Annotated in this window: 11 protein-coding genes and 1 riboswitch; of the genes, 3 read left to right on the top strand and 8 right to left on the bottom strand. The window is 59.6% G+C overall.

The annotated features are described in order from the left end of the window. Nucleotides 1-157: 157 nt before the first annotated feature. Nucleotides 158-1,498, bottom strand: a complete 1,341-nt coding sequence (locus EDC27_RS02220; RefSeq protein WP_148045652.1) for an HDOD domain-containing protein — start codon at nucleotides 1,496-1,498, stop codon at nucleotides 158-160. A gap of 289 nt (nucleotides 1,499-1,787) precedes the next feature. Then, complete coding sequence (locus tag EDC27_RS02215) at nucleotides 1,788-2,114, bottom strand: ComEA family DNA-binding protein (protein ID WP_123288978.1); 327 nt, start codon at nucleotides 2,112-2,114, stop codon at nucleotides 1,788-1,790. A gap of 197 nt (nucleotides 2,115-2,311) precedes the next feature. Here EDC27_RS02215 and EDC27_RS02210 point away from each other — a divergent pair, with 197 nt between their 5' ends. From EDC27_RS02210 to EDC27_RS02200, 3 genes are all read left to right on the top strand, one after another. Continuing rightward, complete coding sequence (locus EDC27_RS02210; RefSeq protein ID WP_211334742.1) at nucleotides 2,312-3,388, top strand: M20 family metallopeptidase; 1,077 nt, start codon at nucleotides 2,312-2,314, stop codon at nucleotides 3,386-3,388. Nucleotides 3,389-3,433: 45 nt separating this feature from the next. Continuing rightward, nucleotides 3,434-3,832, top strand: a complete 399-nt coding sequence (locus tag EDC27_RS02205; RefSeq protein ID WP_123288976.1) for a DUF3783 domain-containing protein — start codon at nucleotides 3,434-3,436, stop codon at nucleotides 3,830-3,832. Nucleotides 3,833-4,279: 447 nt separating this feature from the next. Continuing rightward, a complete protein-coding gene (locus EDC27_RS02200; RefSeq protein WP_170161523.1) occupies nucleotides 4,280-5,713 on the top strand; it encodes a DUF4139 domain-containing protein in 1,434 nt (477 codons plus the stop codon). Between the two features lie 86 nt (nucleotides 5,714-5,799). On the opposite strand, the gene EDC27_RS02195 is transcribed toward EDC27_RS02200, so the two are convergent. The 6 genes from EDC27_RS02195 to EDC27_RS02170 all read right to left on the bottom strand — a co-directional run bounded on the left by EDC27_RS02195 (nucleotide 5,800) and on the right by EDC27_RS02170 (nucleotide 13,028). Beyond that, nucleotides 5,800-6,702 carry an ABC transporter substrate-binding protein gene (locus EDC27_RS02195; protein WP_123288974.1) on the bottom strand — a complete coding sequence of 301 codons (903 nt, stop codon included), beginning with the start codon at nucleotides 6,700-6,702 and terminating at the stop codon, nucleotides 5,800-5,802. Between the two features lie 402 nt (nucleotides 6,703-7,104). Continuing rightward, nucleotides 7,105-7,974 (bottom strand): ABC transporter ATP-binding protein, encoded by an 870-nt coding sequence (locus EDC27_RS02190; protein ID WP_123288973.1) that lies wholly within the window; start codon nucleotides 7,972-7,974, stop codon nucleotides 7,105-7,107. Further along, on the bottom strand, nucleotides 7,971-9,098 hold the full coding sequence (locus EDC27_RS02185) for a FecCD family ABC transporter permease (RefSeq protein ID WP_245994165.1): 1,128 nt from the start codon (nucleotides 9,096-9,098) through the stop codon (nucleotides 7,971-7,973). The genes EDC27_RS02190 and EDC27_RS02185 overlap by 4 nt, the downstream gene beginning before the upstream one ends. A gap of 121 nt (nucleotides 9,099-9,219) precedes the next feature. Beyond that, nucleotides 9,220-9,930 (bottom strand): precorrin-2 C(20)-methyltransferase, encoded by a 711-nt coding sequence (gene cobI / locus EDC27_RS02180; protein WP_123288972.1) that lies wholly within the window; start codon nucleotides 9,928-9,930, stop codon nucleotides 9,220-9,222. Between the two features lie 216 nt (nucleotides 9,931-10,146). After that, complete coding sequence (locus tag EDC27_RS02175) at nucleotides 10,147-10,830, bottom strand: precorrin-8X methylmutase (protein ID WP_123288971.1); 684 nt, start codon at nucleotides 10,828-10,830, stop codon at nucleotides 10,147-10,149. 146 nt (nucleotides 10,831-10,976) lie between these two features. Next, nucleotides 10,977-11,164: riboswitch (cobalamin riboswitch) on the bottom strand. A gap of 127 nt (nucleotides 11,165-11,291) precedes the next feature. Continuing rightward, nucleotides 11,292-13,028, bottom strand: a complete 1,737-nt coding sequence (locus EDC27_RS02170; RefSeq protein ID WP_123288970.1) for an FAD-dependent oxidoreductase — start codon at nucleotides 13,026-13,028, stop codon at nucleotides 11,292-11,294. Nucleotides 13,029-13,032 lie beyond the last annotated feature (4 nt).

Genomic DNA, 13,032 nt, shown 5'->3' with positions numbered 1-13,032 from the left:
AACACCAAAGCCGTCCGGTTCAGGCTTTGCCTCATGGCCGGGGCTTGGTGGATGGCATCACGGAACAGGACCACGTCATCCGTGGGACGCGCCATCCACGAGATCCTGCCGCTTTTTGGAAGAAGGGTTTCTGGAAGCTTTGTGCCACGCCGAGGCGTCAAAAGCCGGAAGCTTGTTGGCGCATGAGGCCGAGAGGCATGTCGGCGATCATCTTTTCCAGCACTTCCGAGCTCAGGCCACAGCGGCGTAGGGCCGGAATCACGGGCCGAGGGTCCAGCCGTTCCAGTTGACTTCCCGCCAGAAAGCGATTGGTGATGAAATCGGCTACGGTGATCAAGGCCACGTCTTGCGGCGTGGCGTGCTCGCCGTTCAGATTCGATCGGTGATGTCCTGAGATGACATCGGCCATGTCGGCGGGCAAATTCCAGTGTTGCACCAAAAGGGCTCCCACTTGGGTATGATCCATCCCGAAAAGCTCTTTTTCAATGTCCTTTAAGGGGCGATCGCCGTGCAAAGCCTTTCGATAAAACAGCGGAGCACTCTCAGCCACCAGTTGGTCCAGGACAATCTTACCGATATCGTGAAGAAGGCCGTAGGTGTAGGCTTTTCCCTGGGGCATGCCGAGCCGTCGGGCTATGAATTCAGCGCCTAAAGCCGTGCTCACGGCATGCTGAAAGAGCCCACCCTTGCACAGGGAATAGCCGCCGACGCGGGAAGGAAAAACCCCTGAGAGGAAAACCTGCAGCGCCATTTGAAGAATGCGCTTTTCCCCAAGAAAGACCAAGGCTCGGTCCAAAGAATCGATTTTTTCCGGGGCGCCGTAAACGGGGGAGTTACACAGCGCGAGAACCTTGGCCGCCAGAACCTGGTCCAGGCGAATTTCGCGGCTGATTTCCCCCATCTGATAAGTTTCGGAACGCAGAAGGGCGAGAATCTTAAAGGCGGTTTGAGGAATGGGTTTGACGTCCTTGATGGCTTTTTCCAGGGATTCCCTGCTGGGCCTGCAGTGGTTAGGGGGGCCTTCAGGGCGGAAAAAATGGGTACCCACAGGGATGATTTCCGGAGTCCAATTATGGCAATGGAGGCGCAGGCAACAGGTGAAGGTGCCGCCTGTTTCGCTGAGCACTACAGGAATGCGAGTTGCCTTCAGGAAAAGTTCCACGCGTTCCAGGGTGCGCGCCCCGATCTGGAGGTCCAGGTGCACGTCATGGCCGGGACCGACGATGGCTCCGCCGGCCACTGCGGCTTCCAGGCGAGACGGCTTGGCTCCCTTTTCTTCAAGAGCTTCAAGGAACAAGGGAAGTCCCGTGGAGGCGTAACGCAAAGGTTCCGCGGGAACGCTGCCGGACATGAGCGGTTCCGCCAGCAGAGCGTGGAACAAACCGCCGACACCCGCTTCCCGGTCCCACAGGGCCACCCCCACACACGTGCCCAAATAAGCTTCCAAAACCTCATGAGCTCGCCGGCATACCGCCATATCTCCCGAAGGTACGATCACAGAAACCTCCTGACCACGTTGCGTTCTCTCATGCGCAGATAGCACGCCGCCATGTCCTGATCCTCATGCTTTCGACAAACTCCTGGTGCGCCGGCAGCGTCCAGACAACGCCGCTATGAGGTGAGCTTCATTGTGAAGCGCGCGGCGACGGTAGGAAAACGGCGCCTAATTCAGCATTCCGAAAAAGAGTCTATAAATGACATTCAAATCCTAAGGCATGGGCTTTGAACACGCAAGGTTGTGCCGTGTCAGCCCCCGAAAGAAGGACATCCTTGGGCGGTTCCGTCTTTTATTCCGTCGTAATCAAGTCCTTAATGGCCTCGTATCTCTTGTCGCCGATGCCCTGAACCTGCTTGATGTCTTCGGTGTTTTTGAAGGGACCGTGGGCTTGCCGGTACTGCACGATGCGCTCGGCGATGGCGGGTCCGATTCCGGGCAGCGCCTGCAACTGCGTTGCATCGGCGGTATTGATGTTGATGAGGTTGACCGATTTCCCAGGGGCCGAAGATTGTTGCTGACTTAAAGCGGGGAAAGCGCATAAGGCGATGCAAGCGGCAACTACAAAAACAATCCATGCCACCCGCTGCCGTGGCCTAAAGGAGTTCACAACACGCATCTCTCACTCCTTATGCCCTGCCGACGGCGTCCGCCCAAGGATGTCCAATGGTTTTGTTTGCCTTTATTTTATAACCCCGTCGCCGACCTTTCGTCGACAGGAAAATGATGTGCGCCCCAAGACTTGGCGCTTGATGCTCGACGCGGCCCGTGGCAGACTAGATTCGCATAGTTTCTCTTCCGATGAAAGGATATGCCGTGCACGAACTCATGGAACTGACCAAAAAACTCATCACTTTTCGCAGCATGCACTCGCGGCCGGAAGAAATCCGACGATGTGCCGATTTCATCGAGTCCTTTCTTCGAGACATTCCCGTGACCGTGAAGCGCCAGGATGTGGAAGGCATTCCATCCCTTTGGGTTCTTCCGTCGGCGGGGCGTGTTCCGGTGCTTTTCATGAGCCACCTCGACGTGGTGGACGCGCCGGAGGCTTTGTTCGACCCGGTGGAACGGAACGGGCGCCTCTACGGCCGAGGAAGCATCGATGACAAGTACGCCGTGGCGCTGTCCATGATCCTCTGCCGGCAGCACATGAGAGAACTGCAGGCCCAAGGGCGAGGCCAGGAATCCCTTCGCTTTGGCCTTCTCATCACGGGCGATGAGGAGGTGGGAGGGTATCGAGGCGCGCGTGCGGTGCTCCCCCATATTCCCGCCGATTTCGCCGTGGCCTTGGACGGCGGAAGCCTTCATGAGATCATCGTCAAGGAAAAGGGAATCCTTCGTCTGAAGCTGACCGCTCGAGGTCGAACGGCCCACGGAGCGCGCCCCTGGCTGGGTCAAAACGCCATTGAAATCCTCATGGAAGATCTTGCGGCCGTCAAAACCCTTTTTACCACCGAGACGGACGATCACTGGCACCGGACCCTGAACATCGGCATGGTTTCCGGCGGCCGCTCCGTGAACCAGGTGCCCGACACAGCGGAAGCGCACCTGGACATTCGCTACACGGAAAACGACGACCCGGAAGCCATCGTTGAAGCCATCCGCCGCATGGTCCGTTCCCAAGTGGACGTCCTGGAACGGGAGCCTCTCTTCTTTGGAGAAACCGCCGGCCCTGTGACTATTCTGCTGCAGCTCGTGCCCAACGCTCGATTGGGCCGAGCCCACGGCGCCTCCGATGCCCGCTTTCTTTCTCAATTCGGCATTCCCGGCATTGTCTGGGGGGCCGACGGCGAAGAAAGCCAGCATGCGGACAACGAACATGTGGTGATCGACAGCCTGCTGCGCCTCTACGACATCTTGGATCAGTTCGTGCGCCGACTTCGCCAGGGTTGACGAAGATGCCGGCCGTTCCTCAAGACAGCCCAAAAAGGAACCCTCATGGATGAGCGACCACGTCTTCTGGTATGGAATTTCACCACTGAAGAAAAAGACAAACTGGACCGCATGCTGAAGCAGGTCCAAGCGCCTCCGGCCTTCAGCATCACCCCTCGTCAGGGCCACCTTTTGGTTCGGGATATCCTTCACGGCGACCGGGAAGGGGACGAAGCCTTTGCGTGCGACGAAAAAATCGTGCTCTTTTACAACATTCCCCAAAAAGGCATCTTTTTCCTGATACAGAAGTTTAAGGACGCAAATCTTCCCAAGCCCATCTTTGCCGTGGTCACCGAACATTCCATCAACTGGCCATTCAGCACCTTGGCAGCACACCTCATCGAGGAACGCCGCCAGGCTCGGGCCCGCACCGCCAAAGAAGCCGGGGACGACGCATCGGCATGAATCGCTTTCAAAGCAGGACGTGCCGGCTGTGTATCGCACAGAAAAACTCGGGCCAGGGCACCTTGGCAGTAGCCGTGGAAGCCGCGACCCGCAGCACGGCCATAAAAGGTTTCGTGGTGAAAGCGGCGCCGACAACGGCACAGCCGCCCCAATAACGGATGGTCATGGCCGGTGAAAAAACATGGCGCCGTATGGGGCCTCTTCGGAAGGCTGCAAAGGCTTCGAAGGCGTGGCGCCGGCCGCGACGCTGTGTCGCATACAGGCCCTGGGCTCATGTCTATCACGTGGTGTTTCGAAATCCTTTCCTAAAAGCACCGGCCTTCGGCCCGCATAACCGGCACTCCCGTGAACGTTCCGTAAGACATGGTTCCGAGGACCTTTAGAGGTTGTGGGCCGCCGCATTTTAGGAAAGGGCAAGGGCAGCGTGATCCACGCAAGGAGGAAACGATGAACGCACGCCGTACATGGCTACTGTGGACCTTTTGGATTATTTGGGGCGTGATGGCACCCAACGCGGTTTCGGCTCTGGTTCAAGAACGCACCGTGACGGTCAGCCAGAGTGGAATCGCCTTGTTCCGGGAAGTGGACACGGTGGCCGTGCCACCTGGGCGCCACACGGTCGTGCTGGAAGGTTTCCCTCAGACCATGGATCTGGAAACCTTGACCGTGCGACCTTTGGCGGAAGCGGAAACGGTGGTGCCGTATAGCCTGGTGAGTCATTTTCGACCCGTTACGAAAAACCAATTGCTCAAAAGCTACGTGGGTAAAACTCTGGATGTGGTGATGACCAATCCCAAAGGAAGCCTGGATGCTCGCATGGTGCGTCGGGTTCAGCTGGTTTTTGACGGGGGCGAGGGAGGATCGCCCGTCTTTCTCACGGAAGATGGCGTCTATACGGGTGAATATCACGGCATCTTTTTTCCGTCCCTTCCCGAGGAACTCACTCCTGCGCCCAAAGCCTTCTGGGACGTGGAAAACAAGGGCACAGCGCCTGTAGAAGTGAAAGCGGAACGCGTTTACGAAGCCGAAGGGCTTCAGTGGAAGGCCCTGTACGTGCTCACCCTGAACGAGGACGCATCTCAGGCGGTTCTGGAAGGCCGCATCCTTGTCCACAACACGACGGACATGGATTTTCCCGGAATCAAGGTGCTTCTTGTGGCCGGGGAACTCCGGCAGGTTTCAAGACGTAAGCTACCGCCCAGGATTCCCATGGCCGGTGTGGTTCGAGAGGCGAAAGCGGCTGCCGTGGAAGAGTCTCCCGCCCTGGAATACCACCTTTACCGGATGACCGAACCCTTGAACCTGACGGCGGGGGATCCCGTGCAGGTGCCTTGGGTGAAGGCCTCGGCGGTTCCCATTGAACGTCGGCTGGTCAGTTCAGGATTCGGATCGCGCGCCGATTGGAGCTTTGAGCGCAAAGAAAGCCGAAAGCAACCGGTGCGAATCCTCATCCACATTCGGAACGAAGGTGCCGCAGGGCTGGGGATTCCTCTTCCGGCGGGTGTGGTGAGCGCCCGCATGATCACCGCCCAGGGCGAAGCCATTCCCTTGGGCGAAGACACCATCGATCACACGCCGGTCCATGGAATGCTTCAACTGGAGTTCGGCCGTTCCTTTGACGTGCAGGTGGAACGGACCCTCGTGGAGGCCAAAAAGATCGGAAACCGAATACAGCGTCTGCAATGGTCCCTGATTGTCAAAAACGCCAAGGCGCACCCCGAACGAGTGCTGTTGGAAGAAACCTTCTCGGGGGACTGGAAGATTGTCCGGTCCGGTCAACCCTACGAGAAGGTGCACGCGGCGCTGGTGCGCTTTCCCGTGGATGTGCCGGCGCAAGGGCAGGTGGAGGTCACCTATGAGGTCGAAGTGACGTCGCGCTGACGGTGCCCGGGAAGGGCTGGCAGGCGATCCATGTCTCTGCGGCGCCGGCTGCCATAGCGGGTCATGGCCAACACGAGGGGCCTCAATCACGGAAACAGCGACGGATACAACCGGCGGGCGAGCTCTTCGGCAGCATCCACGGCTCGAGGCCCAGGTCGGGAATAGAGCGCTTCGTCCACTTCAAAGACGCGACCGGAGATCACGGCACGCAGTTTGTCGAAATGGGCGCGGTCTCGAGGATGACTCGGACGGGGATTCATGGGCCCTATTTGAACGAGGTACACATCCGGGTCCAAGGCCATAAGATTTTCCACGGACGTTTGCACAATGGGATCGGGAAGTGTCACCGCATTGATGGCCCCGACGGCGTCCATGACGGCCTGAGGCATGCCACCTTGGCCGGCCACGGCCAGCGGCTGTGCCCGAATTTCAAAGACCGCGCGAGGCCGATGTGGTGCCGCGCCACAGATCGATCGAACGACCTCAAGGCGGCCGCGCAGGTTCTCGACGGCCGTGTGCGCCTGTTCGCTTCGCCCCACCAGGACCCCCAGACGTTCCATGGTGCGAAAAACCCCTTCAAAATCCTTGGGGGCAAAGATTACCACGGGAATGCCGGCTTCTTCCAGGCGGGCCAATTCCGGAGTGGCATTTCGGCGGCTGGCGCTTTGGACCACAAGGTCCGGCTGCAGCCCGAGAATCATTTCCACGTTGGGGCGCATGTGGGTGCCCACGGAAGGCAGCGCGCGAATCTGTGGTGGGTAAGCGTCCGCTTGGGTGCGGGCCGCCAGGATGTCTTCGGCGCCGATGGCGCAAAGCATTTCGGTGAAAGCACCGTAGAGCGCAATGACGCGGCGTGCCGGAGCGTCCAAGCGCACGGTTCGCCCGGCATCGTCCACCACCTGCACGGCCGCCTTCACAGACGGTGTCCACACCGCCAACAAAAGCCCAACCACAGTCCAGACCCATTGTGACCGTGCCCATTTCATCATGAAACCACCCCTCCATGTTGGACGGCGCCAAAAATCGGTGCCTTGGCTTCGTGATGGCATCGACCCCTAACACTCCCGAAGTGGGCGACGATTCCTGAAGCCGCGTTGGATCGAACCGGCCCCAAACGGAAAAGTTCCAAGGCGCAGCGCCGGTTACAAACCCAAAAGCTCGGTTTCTTTATCACCCTTTGCCTTTCAAAAAGCCCTCGTGGAAGCGGCGCACACCGCGACGTCAGGTGCCCGGTGTTGCGGGCAAACCGGACAGGGCGTGTGGCGTGAACGCGGGCTTCGCACGGTGTGGCGTGGCGACGGAAGCCATATGGACGTGCCCACGTGGCGGCGCGGACCGCTCACTCCGAGCTGGGCTTATTCGCGGCGTCGCCCCCGTTGCCAAAAGCCCACTCATGCCTTGACAGTTCTAATTTGGGAACGCTGCACGCATGCCGGTATAACCCCACAAGAACCGAGCATCGCCGCATCCGTGGTGAGCCCCGCCATGGGGCGCGTGAAAAAAACCTGGCGCACCCCGTCTCGGCCCGGCACAGGGTACACCAAAGCCGACGTTTCATAGACGTCTTCCAGCACCTTGGGCTGCAGCACGTGATCGGTCGGCCCGTCGGCCACGATGCGACCGGCCTTGAGGAACACCAGCCGTCGGCAAAAGACCGCAGCGGTGTTGATGTCATGAAGCACAAAGACGATGGTCCGCTTTTCTTTGTGCTGCAGGCTTGTGAGCAGGTCGAAAATCTGAAGCTTTCGGTGCACATCCATGGCGGAGACGGCTTCGTCCAGGAGCAGCACGGGCGTGTCCTGGGCCAAGGCCTTGGCGACAAAGACCCTCTGGCGCTCCCCTCCGCTGAGAAGCGTCACAGGTCGTTCGGCCAACGCCTCGGTGTCGGTCCAGGCCATGGCACGGTGCAGAGCGTCCCTGTCTTGGGGTGTTTCCCGGCCGGCTCTCTTTTGGTGAGGGTATCGTCCCATGGCCACCACCTCTCGGCATGTGAAGGGAAACGTCACATGGACGTCTTGCGGCACGACGGCCATGAGGCGGGCTCTTTCCCGATGCGGTATGGTCTGTAAAGGTCGGCCGTTCCATCGAATCGAGCCCGACTGGATAGGCAACACGCCGCTTAAGGCCAAAACCAGCGTGGTTTTGCCGGATCCGTTGGGGCCCAGAATGCCCACGAACTCCCCCGGTTCAATGGTGAGGGTGACGTCCTGAAGGACCTTGCGATCGGGATAACCGCAATGAAGATGTTCGACCTCAATCACAGCACGACGGTCCTTTTCTTGTGGATCAGAAGGTAGGCGAAGAAAGGGGCCCCCAGAATGGCCGTGACCACGCCCAGAGGTATTTCTCGACCGTCGGGAAGCAGCGTTCGAGCCAGCGTGTCGGAAACCAGCGTCAAAACGGCGCCGAGCATCATGGACGCGGGCAGAAGCTGCCGATGCCTGGGCCCGAGGCACAACCGGGCCACATGGGGCACCACCAATCCGATGAAACCTACCACGCCGCTTACGGCGACAGCCGCCGCGGCCACCAGGGATGCGGCGCCCAGAAGGCGGCGTCGAACGGCATGGGTGTCCACGCCGGTTTGAAACGCGGCCGTGTCTCCTAGAGCCAAAAGGTCCATTTCCCGCGCATGGGTCATAATGATCCAGAAGCCGGCCACCACATACGGCACAATGGCCAGCACATGGCGCCAACTGCGTCCGGATAGGCTTCCCATGATCCAAAACACGATCGCCGAAAGAGATTCCTCGTGAAGGCTTTTGAGAAGACTAATCCATGCCGAAAGAAACGTGGAAACGATAATCCCTGCGAGGACCAGTGTGGTGGGGTGCATGGTGCCGTGCAGTCGCCCCAAAAGCATGACGAGGCTGAGGGCTCCCACTGCCCCAAGAAAAGCCACCACGGGAAGCAGACTGATGCCCGCCAGCTTCCAGGACGCCCACCCCATAAGAATGGTCACGGACGCGCCAAAGGCGGCGCCCGTGGACACGCCCAGCGTGAAAGGATCCGCCAAAGGGTTCAACAAAATCCCCTGATAGACGGTGCCCGATAGGGCCAAGGCGGCGCCCACAAGAAGGGCCAGGGCGACGCGCGCCAGTCGAAGATGCACGACAATGTAATGGGCGGTGGCGGTTTCTTTTTCTGAAAGCGCCGACGGTGCCGCATGAAAAATTGACCCCAAGACGCGCCACAGGGTGTGGGATTCGATGGCGTAAGGGCCGACAGTGATGCAATAAAATGAAAGTGCCGGCACCAGAAAGATGATGGTGACCCAAAAGGCACGAATTCGCCACCCCCTTGCGGCAGCCGAAAGTTTGCCCGCCGCCGCCGTGGTTCCGGACACCGAAGAACGTGGGGCCGAAGGGGCATGGGTCGCGTTCACGGGCTCTCCTGAATCCTCGTGCAGGCTGTCTTGAAATGCATGATCGGCTTCTTAGGGACGCCCGTTGAAAGTGATGGACATGGCCGTGGGCCAAAAGCCCATGCTCGAACAGGCGCCCAGGTCAACGCGCCCCTTTTTTGACGATAAGGAGAGAAAGGTAATGGGGTTTGAGGTCTTCCAGGGCGCGAAAGTCCTTTTCCACCACCTGGCCTTTGAGGCCGCAGCGGCTGACAAAGCACACGGAGTCCTCAAGGCCGAAACGGCGAATCTGGTCAAGGATCTGCGGAAACTGCTTGTAAGCTTTCATAAGGACCACGTTGTCGGAAAAGGGAAGAATATCCGAAAGGCGCCGGCCGCCTTTGGCGCCGGAAATGATGGTAAGGGTTTCTTCCGCTTCCGCCAAGGCGACCCCGGCGCACGCGGCAGCCGCCTGATAGGACGTGATCCCTGGAACGATTTCCACGGGCACCGATGGCAGCCGATACTTTATCGTGCGCCACAGGTAGATGAAGGTGCTGAACGTCATGGGATCGCCCAGAGTGAGAAAGGCCACATCGACGCCATTTTCCAGTTGCTCCGCCACCGTGTCGCAATTGGCCCGCCAGGCTTCTTCCTGGTGATTCTTGTCAAAGGTCATGGGGAAGTCCAAAAAGTGAACGGGCACACCGTCGCGCAAATGATCGCGAACGATTTCCAATGCCAGGCTGTAGTCGTTGGACGAGGACGAAGCGGCATACACGTGGCCCACACGACCGAGAATCTTGACTGCCTTGAGGGTTAAAAGGTCCGGGTCTCCCGGACCCACACCGATGCCGTACAGCGTTCCCAGCATGAAATTTTTCCTTTTTTCGAGCCCATTGTAGAGCCGATTGGGTATGGGGATCACAAATCATCGAGCCGCGCGGCACTCCGCCGGGGCCGGTTCTGCCATGGGTCCGAGTCTCGCCACGCGGCGCGGCTCCGGAAGATCGCCGTCGCGGTGCTTCCATGCCGTGCGCCATCAAACGCGCCATGGAAAGGGACGAGCGGCAACGGATCTTCTGCGCCGTCAGCGAACCGGGGCCGCGTCCGCGCCGTGGGCCAGTTCCATCAGGGCGTGCAAAATGGCCACAGCCACCGAGCTTCCCCCTTTGCGGCCGAGCACCGTGATGGACGGCACGGCCTGGTCTTGCCACAAGGCTTCCTTGGCGGTGTCGGCCTGCACAAAACCCACGGGAACGCCCACCACCAAAGCCGGCCGAATGTGTTCTTGTTCCATGAGCCGCAACGTTTCCAAAAGGGCCGTCGGGGCGTTGCCTACGGCCACGATGGCCCCATGAAGATTGGGCCCGGCATGGCGAAAGGCGGCCGCGGATTGGGTCAGCCCATCTCGATGCGCCATGTCGCGTACGGCCGGCTGTGATGCGGGCACCACGACGGCATTGCCAAACCATTGAAGCCGCGTTGAAGAAAGCCCCACCTGAATCATGCGGGTGTCCGCATAAATGGTAGCGCCCCGGCGCAGCGCTTCACAGCCCGCTTCCACGGCTCGGGAATGAATTCTTATGAGCCGCGCATATTCAAAATCGCCCGTGGTGTGAATCACGCGACGCACAATGGACCACTGATCGGGTGGATACCCGTGGGGCCCCATTTCGGCGTCGATGATGCGAAAGCTTAGGTCTTCAATGGCTTGTCCGGCCGAAACCAGCGGCCCGCGTGGGCCGTCGGCTGCCTTGTCCTGGAGTGTCATGGACCATGCGCTCCTTGGGAAACAAAAAATCCTTGAAACGTTTCCGTTCCAAGGATTGCACCCGTTTTCTTCATCCCTTGTCTCGTCCAAAGACCTGGACCTCGAAGCCTTTGGACGGCGGAAGAGCCCTTTACCATCGGGTTCCCTTCCATGAAAGGATTCAGGCAGGTCTTCTGGCTCACGGATCACCCTACCGGCCGCCCTTCCCATCCCATGCCCATGGGACAGTGGGTTCATCGGCTTTCGTCCCCGTTCACAGCGGCGGGACCGCGACGGAATCACACCGTCTTCCCTTTTCAACCCGCATGCGGGTACCTGATCCTCTCACCTTATCAAAGAACGCCACGTTGAAGACGTGGACGTTCCTTTACTAGACCAATGCATACGCTGCGTCAACAGCAGCGTGCGGCGTAACTGGAAGCTCGCCGTGCAAACCCAATGAACCAGGGCCCCCGGCCGTTCTACGTGTCCTCATCCTTATCCAATGAAAGCATGCCCGCTTTTTTGATGGCCGCCACGCCGCCTTGGACATTGACGGCGTTTTCCAAGCCTGCGGCTCGAAGTTGCAGAAGCGCTTCGTAGGATCGCACGCCCGAATTGCACATCACCAGAAGACGCTTGTCCTTGGGGAGCGCATCCAGCCTTTCGGCCAGAGTTTCCTGCGGAATGTTGAGCCAGCGGTCGCCAAAAGCCTCCACAAAGGGGGCGGCGTTGCGAGGCCCGCGCACATCCAAACAGACCACTTCTGGGCTGGCTTCTTGCAAAAAGCAGCGCTCAAAGTCCTCGGGATCCATGGTGACGTTGTGGCCGTCCAGAATGTTTTCGGCTGTGTTCCCCAAGGCATTGAGGATATCCATGGCGGAAGCAAAGGGTGGCGAGTAGGCCACTTCCAGGTTGGATAGGTCTTCCACCGTGCCGTGCCGAGCCAAAAGAGGCACCACGGCGTTGATGCGGCCCACAAGGGCGTCTCCATTGCGACTCACGCCTTGAATGCCCAGCAGCCTTCGTGTTCTTCGATCCACCACCAGGGCCAGGGTCATGAGGTCCTGTGTGGGATAAAAGTGGGCGCGATCGGCTTGAATGACGAGGGCCTGCACGGCGTCAAAGCCTTCCGAACAAGCGGCCTTGAAGGAAAGGCCCGCGGCTGCCACGGCCAGGTCGAAAACCTTGACGGCAAAGGATCCCACGGACCCTTCAAACGTGGCGTGTCCTCCGGCGATGTTCGTGCCGATGATGCGCCCCTGCCGGTTGGCCAAAGATCCTTGAGGAAAGTGAAAGAGCTTTCCCGTGATGTGATGCATCACTTCGATGCAGTCCCCTCCGGCGTAGATCCAGGGATCCGATGTCTGCAGGCGCTCATTGACCACGATGCCCCCTCGAGGCGTCACGAGCAGGCCGGCCTCGCGGGCGAGCCGGCCGTTGGGGCGAACGCCCACGGCCGTGATGACCAAGTCCGCGTCCAAATCCCTTTTGTCCGTTCGCACCGTAAGGGAGCCGTCTTCCGAGCCCGGGATCACTTCCCGAACCGTCTCTTCGGTGTAGACGGCCACGCCGCGCTCCTGGAGATGCTCGGACACCATTCGGGCCGGTACGGAGTCCAACACACCGGGCAGCACGTGTGACGCGATGTCCACAAGGCACGTTTCCACGCCCCACATGTCGCTGACCGCTTCCGCCATTTCGCATCCGATGGCCCCGGCGCCGATGATCACGGCGCGGCCCACGGCCCCTTTGGCCAGCATTTCCTTGATGGCCGCGGCATCATGCAAATTGGACACCCGAAAGACGCGAGGATGATCCAGGCCGGGAACGGGCAACGTGTTGGGAACGCTGCCAGTGGCCAGCACCAGGTAATCGTAGGAAAGCTCCTCTTCGGTCTGGGTTTCCAGGCGTCGAAGGCGAAGCACCTTGCGGCGCCGGTCGATGGCTTCCGCCCGGGTTCGCGTCATGACGCGAACACCCTTGGCTTTTTCAAAGAATTCAGGCGTACGTAGCATATGAAAACTGGTGCTCATGAGCGCCGACAGATCGCTCACGTCCCCGGAAACATAGTAGGGTATGCCGCATCCGCCGTAGGAAATGTATTGGTCTTGGTCCACCATGACCACGTCGAAATCGGGGCGAAGCCGCTTGATGCGGCAGGCAGCTTTGGGTCCCAAAGCCACCGCCCCCACAATGACCACGCGTTGTCGTGCCATAAGA

The organism is Desulfosoma caldarium (genome assembly GCF_003751385.1).
Taxonomy (GTDB): Bacteria; Desulfobacterota; Syntrophobacteria; order Syntrophobacterales; family DSM-9756; genus Desulfosoma; species Desulfosoma caldarium.
The sequence above is the reverse complement of the archived record's forward strand: the minus strand, read 5'-3'. Positions and strand labels throughout refer to the sequence as shown.

What these genes read in the sequence shown, in the direction of transcription:
- EDC27_RS02215 (WP_123288978.1), bottom strand. Translation starts at nt 2,114, where the DNA reads ATGCGTGTTGTGAACTCCTTTAGGCCACGGCAGCGGGTGGCATGGATT.
- EDC27_RS02205 (WP_123288976.1), top strand. Translation starts at nt 3,434, where the DNA reads ATGGATGAGCGACCACGTCTTCTGGTATGGAATTTCACCACTGAAGAA.
- EDC27_RS02200 (WP_170161523.1), top strand. Translation starts at nt 4,280, where the DNA reads ATGAACGCACGCCGTACATGGCTACTGTGGACCTTTTGGATTATTTGG.
- EDC27_RS02195 (WP_123288974.1), bottom strand. Translation starts at nt 6,702, where the DNA reads ATGATGAAATGGGCACGGTCACAATGGGTCTGGACTGTGGTTGGGCTT.
- cobI (WP_123288972.1), bottom strand. Translation starts at nt 9,930, where the DNA reads ATGCTGGGAACGCTGTACGGCATCGGTGTGGGTCCGGGAGACCCGGAC.
- EDC27_RS02175 (WP_123288971.1), bottom strand. Translation starts at nt 10,830, where the DNA reads ATGACACTCCAGGACAAGGCAGCCGACGGCCCACGCGGGCCGCTGGTT.
- EDC27_RS02170 (WP_123288970.1), bottom strand. Translation starts at nt 13,028, where the DNA reads ATGGCACGACAACGCGTGGTCATTGTGGGGGCGGTGGCTTTGGGACCC.